This is a genomic window from Zymobacter sp. IVIA_12111.31 C1 (assembly GCF_047495495.1).
Taxonomy (GTDB): Bacteria; Pseudomonadota; Gammaproteobacteria; order Pseudomonadales; family Halomonadaceae; genus Zymobacter.
In genome coordinates this window covers 1,726,208-1,744,375 of sequence record NZ_CP179930.1, presented here as the reverse complement: position 1 = coordinate 1,744,375, position 18,168 = coordinate 1,726,208, and the positions used below count along the sequence as shown (strand labels likewise).

Below are 18,168 nucleotides of genomic sequence, written 5' to 3'. Positions count from 1 at the left end.
TGCTCCTTATTCGTGGGTGTCGGCCTTGGTGGTAGAGAGTTCAAGGCGTTGGGCAAAGGCTTGAGGGACGGTGACGATCGGGCGGAAGTTGCTGATCAGATCGAGCGTGTAGCGCGGCTCGTAGTTGGCCTCGCCACTGATGAAGTTCATCTGACGCGGTTCGGACGAGTAGAGCGGTTGGAAGCCTGGCAAGCGTTGAGCAAGGTCGTCACAGCCGTAGGTCGAGCGCCAGAGCGTCGCGATGATCGTGGCGAGGTCGTGGGCGCGTTCGCCGTAGATGTCCACTTGGCAGCGCCACTGCGTGGATCTCGAGTGCTGGGCGGTACCATTGGCTCCGTCGTACTCGGTGATATCCGTCGACAGGCCACGAGTGCCGATATCTGACAGAATGATGCACTCGCCCTTAGGCATCGGTACGTTGTTACCAAGCGCCTGAATGACCTCGCTTACCCCGGTCGCAGATAGCAAAAAACCGCGCAAGGCGGTCATTAGGTCGTCAATGGTCAGGCTAACGGTCACGTTTGTCGGCATAGGATCACCTTCGACCAGTCGGGCCACTGCTCGGGCACCGCGATCACTTTCCAGACCGTGCCGTCAGCGAGGGTGAACTGCTCGCCACCTTTGCCGTCGGGCCGCACGATGCCACTGTGCTGGCCGTTGAGGTACACCGCGCACAGTTGGCCCTGCACGTTCAGTCCAGCGATATGGGCAAGGTCTTTCTGTGACAGCTCCTGACGTTGCAGCAACACTTCAACAGGCTCAGAATGCTTGGGTACCGTCTTGCCCGAGGGCAGTGTCTGATAGCCACTTTGAACGATGACAGATGCTTTCTGATGCGGATTGATTGCGCCAATAGCGCCTGACGCGATGCTATGCAGATTCATCGTTGCCTCCATTGCCCACGACTTCGTAATCAACGCTGCGCAGCATGTGGGCGGTGTCGATCAACGGCTTATCGAAGCCCTTGGCAGCCACAGTCGACGGTGCCAGCGGCGGGGACGTGAATTGGTTGATTGAGCGCTGTAGCTGCCCTTTGATCACCGATCCCATAGCGTCCAGTGCTGCCGCAGAGTCGCCACCGTTAGCCTTGAGCAGCTTGCCGATCTGACGGCCCCAGTTCGGGGAGTTCTCATCGATCATTGTGCGGAAGAATGGGCGGGGAGGTTGGCCTTTGTCCGGCCGTCCGAACTCGTTAGTAGCGGCTACCGTGGCAACTGGCGTTCCATCGGGGTAGGCCGCACCTTCAAGAAAGCCGACGCGCAGTTCCTGTGCGCCATCTAGTCGCTTAGCGATGTTGGCAAGGCGGCGCTTTAGCGCGTCACCACCCTTGAGTGAAGCCATAATCATCCTCCCATGACGGCGGGTAAGCGGTACCCGGCACGTAGACGGCTTGGCGGTACGGTGCCATCAGCTTCCACAGCTGCTGGCCGTAGGCTGTTTGCAGCCAGAACGCGTTCTCATCTGTCTCAGGGCCAACGCTAAACGACACTGATACCGAGCCTTCGCGGGCGTTTGTAATGCGCCCAGCGGGCGTGCCTGAGGCAACACCTTCCGCTTGTTCGGCTAGTCCACCCAGCTTGGCGAGGTGAGCCACGGCCAGCCATAGCATGATCTTGCGGCGCGTCACGTCAGACACTGGGCTAGCATCGCTGTTGTCGATCAGCAGGCAGGCTTCGTCGAACACGTCTGTTAGCGTGGCATCAGCCACTGCCAAGAACTCCGGATAGCGGCCCTTGAATGCCGCCGGGTCGAACGTGACGGCGGTCATGGCTTACTCCTTGCCCTTGGCTTTCTGGTTATTGGTCTTCTGCTCGTCGGTGGGCGTGATGCCAGGCATTGGAGCATCTTTGTTGAGACCTTCGAGGCCCGTCTTCTCATCCTTGCGCTCTTCGGCTGCGGACTGAGCAGACTTGGCGTTAGCCTGCTTGAAGATCATTTCGCGCTTGATGTACTCGGCATCGGCGTACTGATCGAACAGCTTGTCGGCCAGATCGCTATCGACCTCAGTCATGCCGTAGCCGCCAAAAATAAGGGAGCTGTTCGCTCCCTTGAGGTGGACTTCCGTGCCTTCAATGTTCATGCGCAAGCCGTGCGGCAGCTTGCAGCCGATTACTACTTTAGCCATGTCTTACACTCCCAACATTTGTGCGATCCCGTAAGGGTATTTAATGACAGCACCAGCGGTACCGGCGGACAGTTTCTGCGCGTAGCTGGAGGTGCGAATCTCGGTGCGGTGGAAGCGCAGGCGCTCGGTGAAGACCGTGTTACCGACTTCGTAACCCATCACGCGATCAGGGATCAGCTGTACCAGCTCGCCGTTGGCCGTCGCGTATTCCGGCGCGGTCTCAATGCGCAGCTTCGAGAATTTCTTCTGCAGCTGTGCCTTGATTTCCAAGCCGTAGGAGTTGGTGCGGCCCAGCACAGGCTCAAGGTTCGGCGAGATCGCCAGCACCATCGGACTGTCCATTTCAAGGGTGCCCTCGGAGCGTTTCTGAGCGTCAGCGAACAGGCTTAGCACGTCGGCTACGATGTCCTCGGGAGCCTTCGACGACCACTTGGTGCCGCCTGCCGGAGTGCTCGGGGATGGCAGGTCCTTGTCATTGAGGATGCCGCGCACTTCAAGGCCTTCAACACCATAGAAGTTGATCTTATTGCGCAGGCGGTTGAGGGTCATGATTCCCGATTGCTGTTTCTCGCCCACGACGTTGAAGTTCATTTCTGCGCCGCGTTCAACTTCCATGTCGCCGACCTTGACGTGGGTCTGGAAGACATACGCCTGACGGCGCTCCCAGTTGACGTTCGCATTGACAATGCCGTTGTTATCGTAATCGCCATAAGCCGTGGCTTCGCCTGTAGCTTCAACGATAGGGAAGAGCAGGTCGGTTTTAGTCCAACTGCCTTTCTGAGTCGCGGGCAAAATAGCTTCGGATTTGAGTGGCGCGAGGGCAATACGGACAACTTGAGGGTCAAGGTAAGTCGTGAATGCCGCAGGAACACCGCCGTTAGGCGTGGTGATCATGCTCGGCACGGAGTCGCTGGCCAGCATGGTCGGACGAACGCCGTCTTGGTAGTGAATGCCTCGCGCGGCGGCTTCGCGCAGCACTTGGTCGATAGTGACAGCCATATCACAGGCCTCCTGTGGTGATTTTGATGGTCTCGCCAGCAGCGCCAGCGGTAGCGACGTGGAACTTGGTTTCGATAGCGCCATCGACAGTGGCGCCAGCATTGCCAGTGACTAATGTGCCGTCAGCAAGCTTCGCGAAGACTTTCTGGCCGACCGTCGCAGCAGTACCAGTGACTGCCCAGAAGTCGCCCATCTGCATCAGGGTGACCGGACGGCCAGCCGGAACAGCCATAGAGGCGCGATCACGGATGTCGTACATGATGCCTTTCAGGTCGCTGTGCAGGATGAAGCCCAGCGGGGCAGCGCCACCAGCGTTCGCAATGCGGCCGTTAGCATCTGTCCAGCCAAAGCGGCCGATCAGTACGCCGTTCTCGCAGGCGACGTACTGGTTCTCACCACCGACGGCGCTGTAGCTCGGGTTGTTGGATGCAAACGTGCCGGGAATACCGGGCGCTTGATAGCGGTTAACGTGAGTCTGGAAAGCCATGGGTTATGCTCCTTCGCCGAAGATGGCGGCGAGCTCTTTCTGCTCGCTCTGGGATACAGCACGCGGTGCAGCGTCCTGCGCGATTGTTTTCTGCTGCTTGAGCATGGCGACCATTGCAGGGAACGCTGACGGGTGGACGCCTTCGGTCGGGATGCCTGCGCTGTCGAGGGCGAACTTGTAGACCGCTTCGGCGCTGTCCATCGCAGCGACTTCACCGACGATCGGGCGCACTTCATTGCGGGCCTGCTCTTCGGCGCGAACGCGCTGTACTGCGGCGTCTTGTGCTAGCTGCAGCTCACGACGGAACGTCGCTTCATCCATCGCAAAGCCTGCAGGCGCTTGCGGCTTCTGATCTTGGGCCACCTTGGCGGGCTCCTGTACGGGCTTGGTCGGCTCTGGCTTTGGATCAGAAGGCTTCGGTTCGTCGAAGTCCTGACCGGCAGATTCTTCGGCAGCTTTCAGCACGCCAGTCAGCTTCTCGGCGTCGATGCTGCTGTCTTGTGCGGCGGCGTCCTGCGCGATCTGCTCGGCAGTGCGTTCGCCTTGGGTCAGTTTGTTGATATCCAGCGGCGCAGCGTCGGCAGCCATGGTCGCGCTAGCGAAGCCAGTCAGTGCCGCACGCATAGCCACCATTGCGGGGGTGCGTTTCATAGGGAGGTACTCCGTGGGGTTTGCGTCTTCAGCCATTACCTCGGGGCCTGCGCGGCCTCGGGTAACGAGTGCAACGTGGTTGCCGATGATGTCGCGCATGACACCGTCATACGGTTCGCCGTCGGGGGTAGTGCCGGGGGTCATGTCAGCGCGGTAGCGGTAGGCACTGGACAGCTCGCGCTTGGTATTGCGTTCGATGCCGAGGATGGCGTCATTCGACCAGACCGATAGCGGGGCCTTGAGAAAGGTGCCATCAAAGGCAACGCCACTGCCTACAGCGCCGACGATCAGCTCGGGCTTATGGTCAGCCGCGCAGACGGGGACGTGCTGGGAAAGCAGCTGTACGCCGTCAAACGTCGATGCGCCTTTGCGTAGCTCGTCAGGATCGCGGTACAAGCGATAGCCTTTGTTGGGATCAAGCCCGAGTGTAGGGCCGTCGGGAATCTCGCGACCGTAATAGGTGCAGACGTTGGCCTTGCTAATAGGCGTCATCTTGATGCGCAGCTGGCCGTCAGGGGTGTACTCGCGCTGCGACTGGGCATCGAAAGCGAGCACGTCGTTTCGATTCATGGTGATGTCTCGTAGATATGAAAAAGGCCCGCCGTGGCGAGCCTTAAAATTGTCAGGTGTGGTTGACGATTTGGATGTTTGTCAACTATAGTTGGCATATGAAAGAGATCATCCAAACCTCAGTGTTTAAGCGGTGGTTCACTAGACTTCGTGATCGTCGTGCACGTGCCCGAATCTCGCTTAGGCTTGACCGCCTGCAAGCTGACAATGCTGGCGATGTAAAGCCCGTCGGTGACGGTATTTCAGAAATGCGTATTGATTATGGCCCCGGTTACCGTGTCTATTACCAACAGAAAGGGCCTATCGTGATTCTTCTCCTGTGTGGTGGAGACAAAAGCACGCAAAGTAGCGATATAGCTAAAGCTAAGGAAATTGCCAAAGCGTGGAGAGAGAAACAATGACTACCGATAAAGTGACGTTTAGTCGTTATGACACGGCTGACTACCTTTGCTCTGAAGAAGATATTCAGGCTTATCTCGAAGCGGCTATCGAAGATGGTGATCCTTCGATAATCGCACAAGCGCTGGGAAATATTGCCCGCGCACGGAACATCAGCCAGCTGGCACGAGATACACATATGAGCCGTGAAGGTGTCTATCGAGCCTTGTCCGGACAAGGGAACCCTAGTTTTGCAACGATATCCAAACTAGCAGGCGCGCTTGGTTATCGCGTTACGCTTGAGCCCGTTGCTCAGCATCACTAAAAGGGAATAATCGGCTGCCACGTACAGCGGCAGTTGATGAGCTGGCCGGGCATGATCCATTCATCATTGATCTTCATGCCTTTGGCCAGCTCAAACGTCTTACCGTTAGCGCGAACGTGCGATTGCCGGGGCTCTTTGCCCGCGTGGCTGTGCATCCATTCGCCATGGGTGAAGCCCTGCTGGCGTTGCCGTGCAGCGGTCAGCGTACTGGTGGCCTTGTCATTCTGATCGCGTGCAATGAACTCGGCGCGGCGGCGGGTGATGTCATAACGCTTGTGCAGCTCGTCGGCCAGATACTTGAGGTCACGGCCTCGGGCCACTGATTCATTGACCAGCACCTCAACCTGTCGGTGATACTGCTCGGGGATCGACTTGATGAGCGCTACGTTTTCAGCGCGCACGGCATCGTAGGCATCGGCCATCTCTTCGGTCATGGTCATCTTGACGATCAGGCCAGCCTCTCTCATCGAGGCGAATAGCGATACGTCAGCATTCTGCATGACAGACGAGATGAAGCGTTCGGCCATTCTTTCCGCAACGCGATTAAGACGAGACAGCAGGCTATCGGCTACGCGGTTGATGATGCCGTTCAGAATATCGACGGGGCCGTCTTGAGCGAGGCCCGTGTTTTTCATGCCGCGCAGCACCTCGGTTGCCATGCTGCGGTGCAGGTCATCGACCATACCGACCAGCTCTTTCCTGTACGCCGATTCAACGCCCGCGTTCGGTGTCACGCTGGGCAGGGTCTTGGGTCGTTTCGTCATCATCCATATCCTCCAGCGCTATCGGGTCAATCTCGCCGTTACCGTCCTTGTCCAAGGGGTAAGGGCAGCCTTCATCAGCAGCCAGTGACTGGCGCGCCTCCTCAGCGGTAACCACACCGGACTGGATATCGGTCTGGCGCGTCTTCGCATCCTGTGCCCGTACGTCCGAGCGCTCTTTCTCGCTCAACTGATACAGCGGCACGAACTCGAAGTCGATCGCGTCGTCGATCTTGCCGAACAGTGACAGCTGGATGATTTCAATCAAGCGCTTGAGCGGCTTGCGCATCACGTCTTCTTGCGTTGCATGCACGTCGTCGTAGTACATGCGAATCTCGCCTTCGGACGACGCATTCAGACCCGCAGCACCTTTGCGCAATAGCTTCACGCGGGGCTGGCGAGCAACGACGCACAGCTCTTCGAGCGCCTGCTCTTTTAGATCCTTTAGGCCAGCCAGAGGAGTATTGATTTGCTCAAGCTCTTCCGAGTCTTTGTTAAGCGCGAAAACGCCATTGTTATCACGGAGGCGCGCAAAGGCTCGCAAACGGTCTATTAGTTTGTGGTTAACCAGCCCCTGTATGCCCGTGCCCATCTCAGTTTTCAGCACGGTGCAGCTGTAGGAGCGCAGCATCTTCGCCACGTAGTCGCGGGTGCGCTGCCAGTTGGTCACGTAGTCATGGGCCAGCTGCGTCAGCGACAGACCGCCGAAGTTGTACACGGGCTTGAGAATGTCCGGCACAGGGCGACTGATAAACGTCAGTAAGCGTGAGTCGTGCACTTCATCGCCCTGGCAATACCACAGCTGCGGCTGGTAGAAGTTGCCCTTAAGCGGACTGTCCGTGTTGTATGGCCCGGGGAACAGCCAGCGCGGCTCAATCACGCGCAGGGATACTATGCTGTCACGAGGGATCTTGCGCGGATCGAGGAACAGCTCGGTGGCGCACTCGCCATCAACGCGCGAGGCATTCGAGCCTTTCGGGGTCTTGACCTCGATGTACAGCGTGCCACGGCCGAAGTAATCGTCGTGCTCCAGCGCTTGGCGGAACATGGCGCGAACATCTAAACGGCGCAGCTCTTCCTCAATGGCTTTGATCTTCTCGGCGTAGTCGCCGCCTTCCATTGCCTTGACCTTGATCCACTTGCGGGTCATATCGTTGGCGTTGGTCTCGGCCATGTAGCGATATTCAGGCTCTTGCGCCTTCTGACCTAGCCAGTCATAGCCGCGGAAGGCATGCACCCCCGTGTACAGCATGCGCGCATCCATCGGCAGGGCATCAGCGGCCATCGCTACGGCACGATCACGCTTGCCCTCAGGCACTACGCCTGCGGGCGGCTCATACGGCTTAAGCACGCTAGATGCGGCAGCCACGGCATCATCGTTATCCAGCATGTCCATCAGCTGCCCGATCGGAATGCCGCGGTCTTTCTCAACACGATCGACAACAGGGGCCGGATCATGCTGTGTTTTGCGGAATGGCCACATGTCAGCCTCCTGGGTTAGTCGATATCGAGTGAGTAGATGAGATCCATTGCTTCATCAGTGAACGTCATTGGCTGGCTAACCGTTGGCGTGTAGGCCATGACGAATGAATCGGCGAGGTTAGGAGAGGGGATGTCGCGTTTCGCTAGATCCTGCTTACTCTCTACCTTCACCTTGCCGGAACGGTCAAAGTCACGGCGGGGCGTCGATAGCTCATCAATCAGGCGGTCAAGGTTCGAGCATTCGGACGATATGCTGATCATCTCGTCTTCCTCGAATTGCATGCCGCGATGGATAGCGTTGTATGTGTTGCGGAAGCGATCGGCGACCAGCCACCATGCTTGGGCTTTGAGGTTCGAGAACATGTCCTTATTCGACACGCCATCGGAGTAGCGCGCATCTGGATGCCAGACGGCCGCCCCTGCGTTGAACTTGCTGTAGCTGATGCGGGTCAGGTGCTCATCGTTCAGCTCACCTAGTTTTGCGCCGACAGAAGCCCCAACGCCGATGCTGTCGTAAATGACCTGTGCGTCGTGCTCGACGGCAGCACGGTACACGCGGGAGCAGCTCTTAAGCAGCTCATCCTCACGCCCTGACCATTCATCAATATCCCGCGCAACAATGCCGTGGGCGAGGGTAGTGGCGCACTTATCAGCGCCGCTGTCGGCCACGTCGAAGCCAAGGCGCTTGGCACCCGAGGGCTCAATGCCCAACTGCTTGTGAGCGTCGATCGCTGCCATGATCCACGAGCGTTTGATGATGACCGCGTCATCGTCTTCGCGAGGCTCGCCCAGATAGATGTGCCGATACTCTTCCTCGTCTTCTTCCTTGGCGTGCTGAATGACCTCCAGCATGGTGTTGGAAAGGAACGGGTTATCGGTGTAGTTGATCTTGCGGGTGATCGCGTTAGCAGGCGGGCGAGTGACGAAGCGACGGTACACGAAGTCAGTCACTAGGCGCGGGTTGAAGATGATCCAGAACTGCGAATGGTCCTTACGGATTGTTGGTTCCAATATCTCCCACTGTTCCTGCGTGATGTTGTGCGCTTCCTCCAGCCAGCAGATGTCGATGCCTTCAAGTGACTTCACTTCATCAATATGCCGCCACAGCCCGTAGAACAGGAACTCGGTGCCGGTATAGCGGTTGATGATGCGATCGCGCTGGATCTCGAAACGATGCTGTAGCCCGAAGCGCTCAATCTGAATTTTGAGCAGGGTGTAGACCGATTCACTGATCTTGTTCTGAAACTGGCGAGCGCAGAGGATGCGGAGCCTGTAGCTATCCGCCAAGTAGATCGCAAAGCCCGCCGCGTCCCATGACTTTGACGAAGCACGGCCGCCGTACAGCACCCGCACGCGAGCAGGCGTCAGCCAGAAGTCACGAAGGGCTGGGTTCAGAGTCGGTTTGTCCGCCATAGAAGTGTCCTAGTCCCGCTGGTGTCATGCTGCCATCGCTTGAGGTGTGGTCGAGCCGATCCTGATAGGCGCTCAGGCAGCGTGCGATTTTGTCCAGCGCCGCGTCGCGATCACGCACAGACACCTTGATACCGTTCTTGGTCATCTCTACGCCATTGAAGAGCAAACGAGCAGCAGGGGATAGCTGGCGCGTGTCAGTCATATGCACGCGGGGGATGCCTTCACCACCGCAGACTGGGCAGTCGGGATTGGCTTCGACATGTTGCACGTACCCATAGCCACCAAACGCGGGTGGTTCAATACCCTTGGCCTCGGCGTGCTGCTCGACGACCTGATGCTCCTGCTCGTCAATGTACTGATAGCCATGGTCGAAGCCGTGGCAGTGACGGCAGCAGCCCTTGCGCAGCTGCATCAGCTCGGATACGTCAGCCGTCGCAATCGTTGCCAGCTGACCGATCAGCCAATCCTTGGTGATGAGCGTCCGTGCCGTCTGAGCCTGTATCTGCTCATTGAGCGCCTTCCTGACGTTCGGATGTGACAGTAATGTGCTGCCTTGCTGTCTGGCTGCCTTCTCTGAATAGCCTGCCCGTATAGCCGCTTGGGTAGCATTACGATCGACTAGGTACTCAATCACGAATGACGCGGCCCGTGGCGTTAATCCGTAGGCTGTCTCAATATCGTGAGCGGCTTCCATCACGGCGGGAATATCAGGGTGTGCGCATGCGTGCTCATCGGGTGTTTTGCGCACACTTTGCGCACGGCTCTTGCGCACGCTTTTCTTAGAGGGCTTGGAAGGCTTCTCCCACCCCTCACGCTTGGCATACTTGCGTAGGGTGCTCTCAGGCACTCCATACTGATCGGATATCTTGCGGTTGGGCATACCGGCCTCGTAGGCCTGGCGTATGGCCTCCCAGTCCGGCTCTTCCATGTCATTCTCCTAATTCATACGATGCGCACTTTTGAACACTTGATCTTGATTTCTTGATGTCCATGCGGGGAGGGGATAATTCGTTCCCGTTCAAAAAGCACATCCCCCTGTTTGATGGGCTTATTGCACTCGACTTCTTCGGCGTTGCCATTCCCAATGTTGCGCGTTAGTACCTTTCCTGATGGCAAGCGGCGTATAGAAACGTGCAATCCCGATGCCCAGTCTTCAGCCATAGCTTCAAGCTGTGCTTTTATCGATTCGGTCATGCTGGGCTATCTTCGGTCGGTTTGGCTTCAATTGTTCCCCACACGATGCAAAGCACTTGATCCTTTGCAATGTAAGCTACTTGCTTGGTCGCACTTTCATCTGATTTGCGATAGATGACGATCATTCCCTCGCTTTCAGATACCAATAGGTCCCGATCATTGTCGGCGATAGTGATTTTTTGCTGGTCTCGCAGCGTCACCTGTAAAACTTTTTTGCGTTCGGAAGGCGTTTGGTCTTCCTGCTTTATGTCTTCTTTTTCTTCGCTCATTTCTCTCTCCTTATGCGATCTTCTTGGCCGAATACGACTCGACGATCTCAAAGGTGCCTTTGCCCCGCCATCCGCATTGGATGTCATTGCATTGTAGGTATGCGATGCGAAGGTTATCTATGGGCTGCTTACTGCTACGGATACGGCATGACTCGCCGCAATCAGGACATGTCCAGCGCATGGCTGATTCCTTATCTTTGGTCAAAAAATACCGCCGGGTGGCGGTGGTTGGAGCAAACAAAGGTGTTCCTGAAGATCGGTGCTCCATCATTCGCGAGTAGTGCTGTCTGACATGTCATACTTCTCTGCTATCTTTCGAATAGAGGTGTCTCCAGCCTTGACCGCTGTATGGGATTTCCAGTGGATCGGCGAGCTATGTTAATAATGCATGTACGCTATGTGCCGCGATATCTCGTAAATTGTCGTTATTTTTCAAAAAAGGATAAGACATTGAAGTGGATAAATGCTCTGGATTTAAGGCTGTGGGCGGATACTCACCAATGCAGAGATAACCTTCCTAAGCTAGTGGAAAATCTGATATGGGCTACTGCCACTAAGATACGGAGGCTTAGGTTTTTGCACGGAGACAACGGACAAATTCGAGGTTTTGATGGCTTTGTTGATGCTGATGCAGCATCTCCGTTTGTACCCGAAGGAACGTCCATTTGGGAGTTTGGAGCCAGTGGCGCCGGTAAAAGCAAAGCTGAAGCGGACTATAAAAAGCGCACAGAAGAGATCGATGAAGAAGAGCGTATTAAGCATACTCTAGTCATTGTCTCGCCCAGAACATGGGATACGCCAACAGTAAAAGTTGAAGACTGGCTTAATGAAAAGAATAGCCAAGGTGAATGGAAGAAAGTCGTTTATCTTGATGGCCCTCTGCTAGAAAGTTGGCTTGAACAATGTCCTGCCATTTCCTCATATTGGGCGCGATTTGAATTCGATAAAACCTTTTCATACGGCGTTCTCAGCACTGATGAATTCTGGGAAACTTTTTCCAGTCGTTTTTATCCTGCGTTAGTCGAAGATGTTTTGCTTGCTGGCCGCGAGTCGCAGGCTGAAGATTTGCTGAAAAATTTGTTAGATCAAAACAGTAGTGGGCGACTGGCATTCGCCGCTGATACTACCGATGAGGTTATTGCTTTCGTCGTTGCTGCAATTCGTAAGGCGCCAGAGGTGGTGCGTAAAAAGCTGGAAGCGCACACCCTGATTATTGATACGGAGGAAGCCGCTCGGCAAATTGTTCGAAAAGGTTCCTTTATCTATTTGCCTCGACTGAAAGCATGCAACTGCATAGGTATGCTCAAAGATTCGGGCCCAACAGTGATAAGCGCTGGAGTAGAGATAAAAAAGAGTGATCATGTCGTTTTAGTGCGCCCTACCAGTACCCAGCTTGGTAATGCATTTATTGGTATGGGCATGTCTGAAAGCGAAGGATACGAAGCCGCTCGCAAATGCGGCCGTAGCTTGGCAGTCCTCGCTCGACAAAAACCAAGTGGTAATGCTGAGCTGCCGAAGTGGGTCGATGATAGAGATAATAGGAATATGCTGATACCGGCCATGTTGGCGGGGGCATGGAATTGCAATATAGAGTATGACCAGAAAATTCTCAGCTCACTCAGCCAGAAATCTTATGAAGAAACCGAAGATGCCTTGCATGAGTTTTTGGTTATGCCTGATTCGCCTATCGAACACGTCGGTGGTTTGTGGGCGACTAGAGCTCCTGTTGATGCGTTTTTGCACCTCGCTCCTTACGTCGGACGCAACCATCTAAAACAGTTTAAGTATGTTCTAAAAGAAGTTTTTCAAGCCGCGGCGTCGTCGCATAAGCCACCCACTGCAGACCAGCCTTTCGTAATACCTAGCAAGCACGATCAGCAAACCTCACATAGTGAACATCTCAGAAATGGGTTAATGACAACGCTACTGCAAATGGCAGTGTTGCACGAGCCAGCGTGTTTCACCGTGGCCGGTAGTGATCCGCAAACCTTTGTAGATGAAATAGTAAGATCGATTCCTGGTCTGGCCAGTGATCCTAGGTTAATGGCGAGTCTCAATAAGGATCTTATGTTGCTAGCAGAGGCATCCCCTGAGCCTTTTCTAGAAGCCCTTGAGTGTCAGCTTGAGGGCACATCACCGAGTATTTTGCCCATTTTCGATGAGCACCCCGGAATGCTTATACCTGTAACGTATCATTCTGGTTTGCTGTGGGCGCTGGAAGTGATTGCTTGGGATGCCAAGTACTTTGATAGAGCTGTGCTGTGCCTTGCAAAGTTAGCAGCACTTGATCCGGGAGGTAAGTTAGACAATCGCCCCATCAATAGCTTGCGTACTATATTTCTTTCGTGGGCACCATGTACTTCTGTCAAGACGGTGCATCGGTTAGCCGTTTTGCAATCTACTTTGAGCGCTGTTCCAAGCATTGCTTGGCCACTTCTTGCTAGCTTGTTCCCCCGTTCAAACGATACTACTTCTACAACCCAAAAACCAAAATTTCGGGAGTATGAGCAAGATCACGGTGAGCAGCTGACATATGGTTTGATATGGGAGAGTGAGGCAAAAATTATTAGGCTAGCAATTGAGGCTGCTGGCTCGGTGCCAGAACGCTGGGGTACATTAATCGATGCATTAAATAATATTCAGCAGGATATTTTTGAAGTTGTTGTGGAACGACTTAGCTCAGTACTGAGCGCCGCCAACACTGATACTCGAACGCAAATCTGGAAAGCCTTGAATGTGGCAGTTAAACGTCACCAGAAGTACTCGAGCATGGGTTGGGCAATGTCGAAAGATCGAATTGATCATTTAGTGCCGATAATCAATAAGTATGCACCCGAACTGCTAGTAGAAAACTATACGTGGCTATTCGATGATAATATGCCACCTGTAGAAGGAATAGAAAGAAACTGTTCAGATCTTAGTGAGCTTATTGAAAATGCCCGTTTGCAAGCTATATATGCAGTATATAACGAGCTTGGTATTCGGGGGATTTTGCAATTAGTGGGCTGTGTCAAGATTCCAAACTTGGTGATTTCCTCTGCATTGAGTATTGATCTGTCTTATGAAGAGAGCTTTACGCTATTTACCGACTTGCTAGAAAATATCGATCAAGCACCTGAAGTTACCGCCGGGATAGTGATGGCGAATGGGATTACACGTTTTGAGGGTAAATGGCAAGAGGCGGCGCGCACTGCTCTTCAGCACAGTGCTCTAACTGCTGATCATATTGCTAGTGTGCTTAAGCTTATCCCAGATAGTAAGCAGACATGGTCATACGTGGAAACCTTTGGGGATGCGATAGCCCAAGGCTACTGGATTAAAAAATCACCATACCCTTTAAGTGGAGACGTCGAGGAGCTGCTCTATGCAGTGGAAAAATATCGAGAAGTCGGTCGTCCTTCTGCTGCCTTGTACGCTGTACTTCGCCGGCTTAGTGAGATTCCTACACAAAAAATAATGTCACTTTTGGAAGAAAAAATTACAGAACAAAACGTTAATTCTAGTGACCGGTCGATAGGTGTGTTATTCGATGTTGATAAATTAATAAAAGATTTAGCTAAAAGGCCGGATGCGACTAAGGAGAAAGTGGCGGGTCTAGAATTTGTCTACTTTCCTTTATTGCGCCAAGATCCCGAGATATTGCATCAAATGCTGCTTGAGCAACCAAGCTTTTTCATGCAAATAGTATGTTTGGTATTTGAGAGCCAAGATACGGAACCAGAACCGCTGTCTGACGAGCAGAGAAACAGGGCTTCTATTGCTTATGGGCTACTAGGCAGCTTGAAATGCCTACCTGGTCAGACGGGCGAAGAGATTGATTATGACGTCTTGCTTGGATGGTGCGTTGAGCTCCGGCGCTTAGGGGGTGAGCTGCATCGCCAAGACATTATCGATCAGTTGATTGGCAAAGTGCTGGCTCATGCCCCTGCTGATCCTACAGATGGCGCTTGGCCGCATGAGGCTGTCCGGTTTGTCATTGAGGAACTAGCATCCTTGCAGGTAGAGACAGGGCTTCGTATTGAAAAGTACAACATGCGTGGCGCGTTTACCAAAATGCCTGAAGAAGGTGGCGACCAAGAGCGAGTATTAGCAGAACAAGTACAAAAGTGGGCGCAAGCCTCATTGAGGTTTGTACGTACCCATGCAATGCTCAATCTTATTGCTGCGTCGTGGCTAGAAGATGCCAAGCGTGAAGACATGAGGGCAGAGCAATATATGTTGCGCCATTAATCTGCTCAATTTCTTCGGTGGTTTGTCTCAAGGTTAACTACAGTGCTTTGCACTGCAAAAATGGCATCCCGCAGAAACAAAAACGCCTCGACCGAAGTGAAGTCGAGGCGCAATACCTTGCTATATTCACTCACGTGGGTATAGCACTTTCATTAGCAGGTTATGCCTTAGAAGTCGCCTATAGTGGCGCCTTCTTCATGCATAGCCATGCTCCGCAGTTGATCCCTTGTCAGCCTCACGACGGGCATCGACCTGTGCAGGATGAATGTCGTACATCATGCCCACAATGCGGGTTTTGAGACCGTCGATCTCGATGCGAACAGACGGGCCAGCGTTCATCACCGCTTCAACGCCCTTGCCAGTGTTGCAGTAGTTGGCATAGGACACGCACGGGAACACGCCCAGCTTCTGATCGCGGGTCGGCGTGATCAGCCAGCTGTAGACGTACTGCTGGTTCTGGGCTTGGCCTGCGTAGGCATCGCCATAGGACTTCTGTTGTACCACGACACCGGAACCATTAAGCGGTGTCAGCGGGCCACCGAAGTAGGGTGCGCGGAAGCCCAGCATGTAGTCGCGGTTGATCAGGTCAGCGTTTTCCATGTCGAGGGCGTTCTTGTTGCCGTGACCGACGCAAAACAGGTAGACATGGCCGTCGTGATCAACAACGTTGACGCGCTCAATCTCATCTGTGACGAGGTTGGCGGTGAGCCACGGTGCCTGGAACTGGCCGAAGGTGCCTTCATCGTCGGTCAGCTCGATGACGCCGATGCAGCCGTTGGCCTTGAGCATATCCTCGGTCGGTGCGAAACCATCCTTTGGCAGCCCATTGGCGCTGACGTACTCAGCACGAACGTGGCCGGGAGCATGGAAGCCGGCACCGGTGTTCGCTTCGAACGCCAGATAACGCTTGCCTGTGCGCTTGTCCTTGTAGAAGAACGGGTCGCGCATGCAGTTGTTTTCGGTCTGATCGGAACCAACGCTGACGCGATGGCGTGTCGGCCACTTGGCTTCACGCTCAGATGCCTGCGCAGGCGTTTCGTAGAAGTAGCCATCCGGTTCGCAGGCACCACCCATTAGAGCATGGTGAGACGGAGCATTGATCGTCAGCTTGTCGCCTTCGACGGCGAATTCCTGAATTGCCGTAGCAAGACGCTGAACGGTCTGCCACACGCCGTCGATATCGGCACCGTAGGCACAGGTATAGAACGTCTGAAGCTTGCCGTCAGCGCGCAGGATCGTAGAACCGGACCACTCGCGAATATCGTCGTACAGCTTGTGGTCACCGTACAGGAAGCCGCCCGGCACATAGTGCTCACCGTCAGCGCTGTAGAAGTACGCGATGCGCTCGCCATTACTGAATTCGGCACCGACCGGACGCACCAGCGCGATTAGTACGCGAAAGCCGTTCACATCCGCCACGAAGCCATCTTCGTCACGCACGAGCCAGTTGTCCCACGCCTGGTAGCCCGGCATGAGCTGTTTCAGCTTATCCGGATCAAATGCGGGGAAGGTGTTGCCATTGGTGGCGCGAATGCCGCGAGCATTTTTTACCGTCCAGTGGCTAGTGTGAATCTGTTTGGTCTTATTGGTCTTGGTGTTCATATGCATCTCATTGCACAGATACAAAAACACCCGCTCGGGAGCGGGTGACAAGCAGCCTGATGCTGCGTGTTCTATACTCTTATTTTATATATGTAGGGAGTAAATAATGTCTTTATTAGGGTTGTTTGTTAGCGGATTTCTTTCTTTTATCGGATCTGTTATTGGATTATGCATTTTCCCATATTTAAAAGAATGTTTTAATGGTGGTGAAGAGCTTCTTCGTGAGCTTTCTGACAGGCTATCAGTAATAGAAGAAATAAAAGATAAATCTGACAGCGCTTTGAGAAAATATTACAATCCTGACGATTGTTTTGAGTGGAGCGATGCTGAAATAAATTTGTTTAGAGCAAATTATATCGCCCTAAAAAATGAGGTTTTTTTGATCATAAAGAGTAAGTATAAGCTAGAGTTAAGTCTGTACGGCAACTATGAAAAATGCGTTAAATCATTTTTAAAAAAATTGTTAGAAAATAATAACAACAACGAAAGTGATTTTGATTACATGATAAAAGATTTTATTGAAGGAGGTTTTGATCCAGATGTTGAAGTTGAACACTATACAAGTTACATACAAGAGCAAGGGTTGTTAGCGGTAATAACGAAAGAGGAAATATATACGATAAAAGAAGGATTATGGTTTAAAGTTTGTGCTAAAAAAACAGGAACTATTTTTCATAGACCAGCGATAGTTAAAAACTTTTTAAAAAGATGCTTAATAAATTCTATGGAAAAAATATTAGGCTATTTAAAAAAACAGTGACTGATCAATTTTTCTGAAACCTTGACAAGATATGTGCGCAACCAGTCGACACCTAGGAACGAAACCCCCGCGCCAATCGACACCGCGAGATACAGGTTCATGCCGAAGTAATCGAGCAAGGGGAAGACAGCGAGGGTGAGTGTCCCGCATAGGCAGGCTTCGAGAAGCGAGTGCCAGAACTTACTGCCACCGACCAGTGCGCGCAGCAGGGCGATTAGGAAGGAAAGCACTGTGGCCATGACGTGCGGCCGGATGTTTTCTTGCCATAGTGACATACGAATATGCTCCAGCGCATCGACGATCATGCGCCAGAGACCGGGGTCATTTTGAGGCATGACGTTTACTCTGGATGGATTTATTAGGTACTCAATCGAGTTGCACAGTTGGCATGAGTTTATAACTGCAAGGAGCTCCCAGTGCCGAAAAGTATGATGCTTTCAGACTGATAAAATTTGAAGCAGTAACGGCGAGTGTCAATGTTGATCATCACCGAATATTTAGAAAAATGAAGAATATACTTTCGCTAAGTGAGGTGCTAAATATATTCAAATAGAATTTAATATTCTAAAGGTGACTGTAAAATCTGAGGGGCATCAGCAAAAAATAATGATAGAGAACCATTTTAAAAATTAACAAAATCAAACAATTGATTGCTAAATTCCTAAAGGGTACGGAGATAACAAATTTATTTATGTTTAGTGTTTCTCAAAATTCTTCTATGTCTGAAATTGGTCTATCTTTACGTTCATTTATAATCAAAAAAGAATATGCCAGTCTAGCAAGTCTTAAATCTAGGCCTGAGTGTGGATGCATGGCGATTACCTCTTTCCCTGCACGATCAAGGTCTCCATCACCATTAATTTCAAGCTGCATGGCTAGATTGTAGCCAATATCCAAAAGCGCCAATTTACTTTCATCATTA

Annotated in this window: 22 protein-coding genes; 4 read left to right on the top strand and 18 right to left on the bottom strand. The window is 53.0% G+C overall.

Annotated elements, in window-relative coordinates; genetic code table 11:
- Positions 1-6: 6 nt before the first annotated feature.
- From ACMHYW_RS07790 to ACMHYW_RS07755, 8 genes are read right to left on the bottom strand one after another with little or no spacing between them, the layout of a single operon-like run.
- Positions 7-531: an LIC_12616 family protein gene (locus ACMHYW_RS07790; RefSeq protein WP_414499434.1), complete on the bottom strand. Its 525-nt coding sequence runs from the start codon at positions 529-531 to the stop codon at positions 7-9.
- Positions 516-884, bottom strand: coding sequence for a hypothetical protein (locus tag ACMHYW_RS07785; RefSeq protein ID WP_414499433.1), 369 nt, complete (start codon positions 882-884; stop codon positions 516-518). Before ACMHYW_RS07785 ends, ACMHYW_RS07790 begins: the two co-directional genes overlap by 16 nt.
- Complete coding sequence (locus ACMHYW_RS07780; protein ID WP_414499432.1) at positions 871-1,341, bottom strand: hypothetical protein; 471 nt, start codon at positions 1,339-1,341, stop codon at positions 871-873. Before ACMHYW_RS07780 ends, ACMHYW_RS07785 begins: the two co-directional genes overlap by 14 nt.
- On the bottom strand, positions 1,319-1,768 hold the full coding sequence (locus ACMHYW_RS07775) for a DUF4054 domain-containing protein (protein ID WP_414499431.1): 450 nt from the start codon (positions 1,766-1,768) through the stop codon (positions 1,319-1,321). The genes ACMHYW_RS07780 and ACMHYW_RS07775 overlap by 23 nt, the downstream gene beginning before the upstream one ends.
- A gap of 3 nt (positions 1,769-1,771) precedes the next feature.
- A complete protein-coding gene (locus ACMHYW_RS07770) occupies positions 1,772-2,125 on the bottom strand; it encodes a hypothetical protein (RefSeq protein WP_414499430.1) in 354 nt (117 codons plus the stop codon).
- A gap of 3 nt (positions 2,126-2,128) precedes the next feature.
- Positions 2,129-3,124, bottom strand: coding sequence for a major capsid family protein (locus tag ACMHYW_RS07765; RefSeq protein ID WP_414499429.1), 996 nt, complete (start codon positions 3,122-3,124; stop codon positions 2,129-2,131).
- Between the two features lies 1 nt (position 3,125).
- Positions 3,126-3,611 carry a hypothetical protein gene (locus tag ACMHYW_RS07760; RefSeq protein WP_414499428.1) on the bottom strand — a complete coding sequence of 162 codons (486 nt, stop codon included), beginning with the start codon at positions 3,609-3,611 and terminating at the stop codon, positions 3,126-3,128.
- Between the two features lie 3 nt (positions 3,612-3,614).
- The gene (locus ACMHYW_RS07755; RefSeq protein ID WP_414499427.1) at positions 3,615-4,832 is read right to left on the bottom strand and encodes a DUF2213 domain-containing protein; all 1,218 of its coding nucleotides are present in this window, start codon (positions 4,830-4,832) and stop codon (positions 3,615-3,617) included.
- A gap of 98 nt (positions 4,833-4,930) precedes the next feature.
- Here ACMHYW_RS07755 and ACMHYW_RS07750 point away from each other — a divergent pair, with 98 nt between their 5' ends.
- Positions 4,931-5,233, top strand: a complete 303-nt coding sequence (locus ACMHYW_RS07750; RefSeq protein WP_414499426.1) for a type II toxin-antitoxin system RelE/ParE family toxin — start codon at positions 4,931-4,933, stop codon at positions 5,231-5,233.
- On the top strand, positions 5,230-5,535 hold the full coding sequence (locus tag ACMHYW_RS07745; protein WP_414499425.1) for an addiction module antidote protein: 306 nt from the start codon (positions 5,230-5,232) through the stop codon (positions 5,533-5,535). The genes ACMHYW_RS07750 and ACMHYW_RS07745 overlap by 4 nt, the downstream gene beginning before the upstream one ends.
- On the opposite strand, the gene ACMHYW_RS07740 is transcribed toward ACMHYW_RS07745, so the two are convergent.
- From ACMHYW_RS07740 to ACMHYW_RS07710, 7 genes are read right to left on the bottom strand one after another with little or no spacing between them, the layout of a single operon-like run.
- Complete coding sequence (locus ACMHYW_RS07740; protein ID WP_414499424.1) at positions 5,532-6,302, bottom strand: phage minor head protein; 771 nt, start codon at positions 6,300-6,302, stop codon at positions 5,532-5,534. The two genes, ACMHYW_RS07745 and ACMHYW_RS07740, sit on opposite strands and share 4 nt — an antisense overlap.
- On the bottom strand, positions 6,247-7,779 hold the full coding sequence (locus ACMHYW_RS07735; RefSeq protein ID WP_414499423.1) for a DUF1073 domain-containing protein: 1,533 nt from the start codon (positions 7,777-7,779) through the stop codon (positions 6,247-6,249). Before ACMHYW_RS07735 ends, ACMHYW_RS07740 begins: the two co-directional genes overlap by 56 nt.
- A 14-nt stretch (positions 7,780-7,793) precedes the next feature.
- Positions 7,794-9,191, bottom strand: a complete 1,398-nt coding sequence (locus tag ACMHYW_RS07730; protein ID WP_414499422.1) for a PBSX family phage terminase large subunit — start codon at positions 9,189-9,191, stop codon at positions 7,794-7,796.
- Entirely contained in the window at positions 9,154-10,119 is a 966-nt protein-coding gene (locus tag ACMHYW_RS07725) for a terminase small subunit (protein ID WP_414499421.1), read from the bottom strand. The genes ACMHYW_RS07730 and ACMHYW_RS07725 overlap by 38 nt, the downstream gene beginning before the upstream one ends.
- A 14-nt stretch (positions 10,120-10,133) precedes the next feature.
- Positions 10,134-10,385, bottom strand: coding sequence for a hypothetical protein (locus tag ACMHYW_RS07720; protein ID WP_414499420.1), 252 nt, complete (start codon positions 10,383-10,385; stop codon positions 10,134-10,136).
- On the bottom strand, positions 10,382-10,654 hold the full coding sequence (locus ACMHYW_RS07715) for a hypothetical protein (RefSeq protein WP_414499419.1): 273 nt from the start codon (positions 10,652-10,654) through the stop codon (positions 10,382-10,384). The genes ACMHYW_RS07720 and ACMHYW_RS07715 overlap by 4 nt, the downstream gene beginning before the upstream one ends.
- Before the next feature lie 10 nt (positions 10,655-10,664).
- On the bottom strand, positions 10,665-10,835 hold the full coding sequence (locus ACMHYW_RS07710) for an ogr/Delta-like zinc finger family protein (RefSeq protein WP_414501485.1): 171 nt from the start codon (positions 10,833-10,835) through the stop codon (positions 10,665-10,667).
- 395 nt (positions 10,836-11,230) lie between these two features.
- On the opposite strand from ACMHYW_RS07710, the gene ACMHYW_RS07705 reads away from it, so the two are divergent.
- Complete coding sequence (locus ACMHYW_RS07705) at positions 11,231-14,884, top strand: hypothetical protein (RefSeq protein WP_414499418.1); 3,654 nt, start codon at positions 11,231-11,233, stop codon at positions 14,882-14,884.
- A 195-nt stretch (positions 14,885-15,079) separates the two neighbouring features.
- Here the strand turns inward: ACMHYW_RS07705 and ACMHYW_RS07700 are convergent, their stop codons facing one another.
- Positions 15,080-16,486, bottom strand: a complete 1,407-nt coding sequence (locus tag ACMHYW_RS07700; protein ID WP_414499417.1) for a glycoside hydrolase family 68 protein — start codon at positions 16,484-16,486, stop codon at positions 15,080-15,082.
- Between the two features lie 106 nt (positions 16,487-16,592).
- On the opposite strand from ACMHYW_RS07700, the gene ACMHYW_RS07695 reads away from it, so the two are divergent.
- On the top strand, positions 16,593-17,246 hold the full coding sequence (locus ACMHYW_RS07695) for a hypothetical protein (RefSeq protein ID WP_414499416.1): 654 nt from the start codon (positions 16,593-16,595) through the stop codon (positions 17,244-17,246).
- On the opposite strand, the gene ACMHYW_RS07690 is transcribed toward ACMHYW_RS07695, so the two are convergent.
- Both ACMHYW_RS07690 and ACMHYW_RS07685 read right to left on the bottom strand, forming a co-directional pair.
- The gene (locus tag ACMHYW_RS07690) at positions 17,228-17,581 is read right to left on the bottom strand and encodes a phage holin, lambda family (RefSeq protein WP_414499415.1); all 354 of its coding nucleotides are present in this window, start codon (positions 17,579-17,581) and stop codon (positions 17,228-17,230) included. The two genes, ACMHYW_RS07695 and ACMHYW_RS07690, sit on opposite strands and share 19 nt — an antisense overlap.
- Before the next feature lie 370 nt (positions 17,582-17,951).
- Positions 17,952-18,152 (bottom strand): hypothetical protein, encoded by a 201-nt coding sequence (locus tag ACMHYW_RS07685; protein ID WP_414499414.1) that lies wholly within the window; start codon positions 18,150-18,152, stop codon positions 17,952-17,954.
- Between the last annotated feature and the right edge of the window lie 16 nt (positions 18,153-18,168).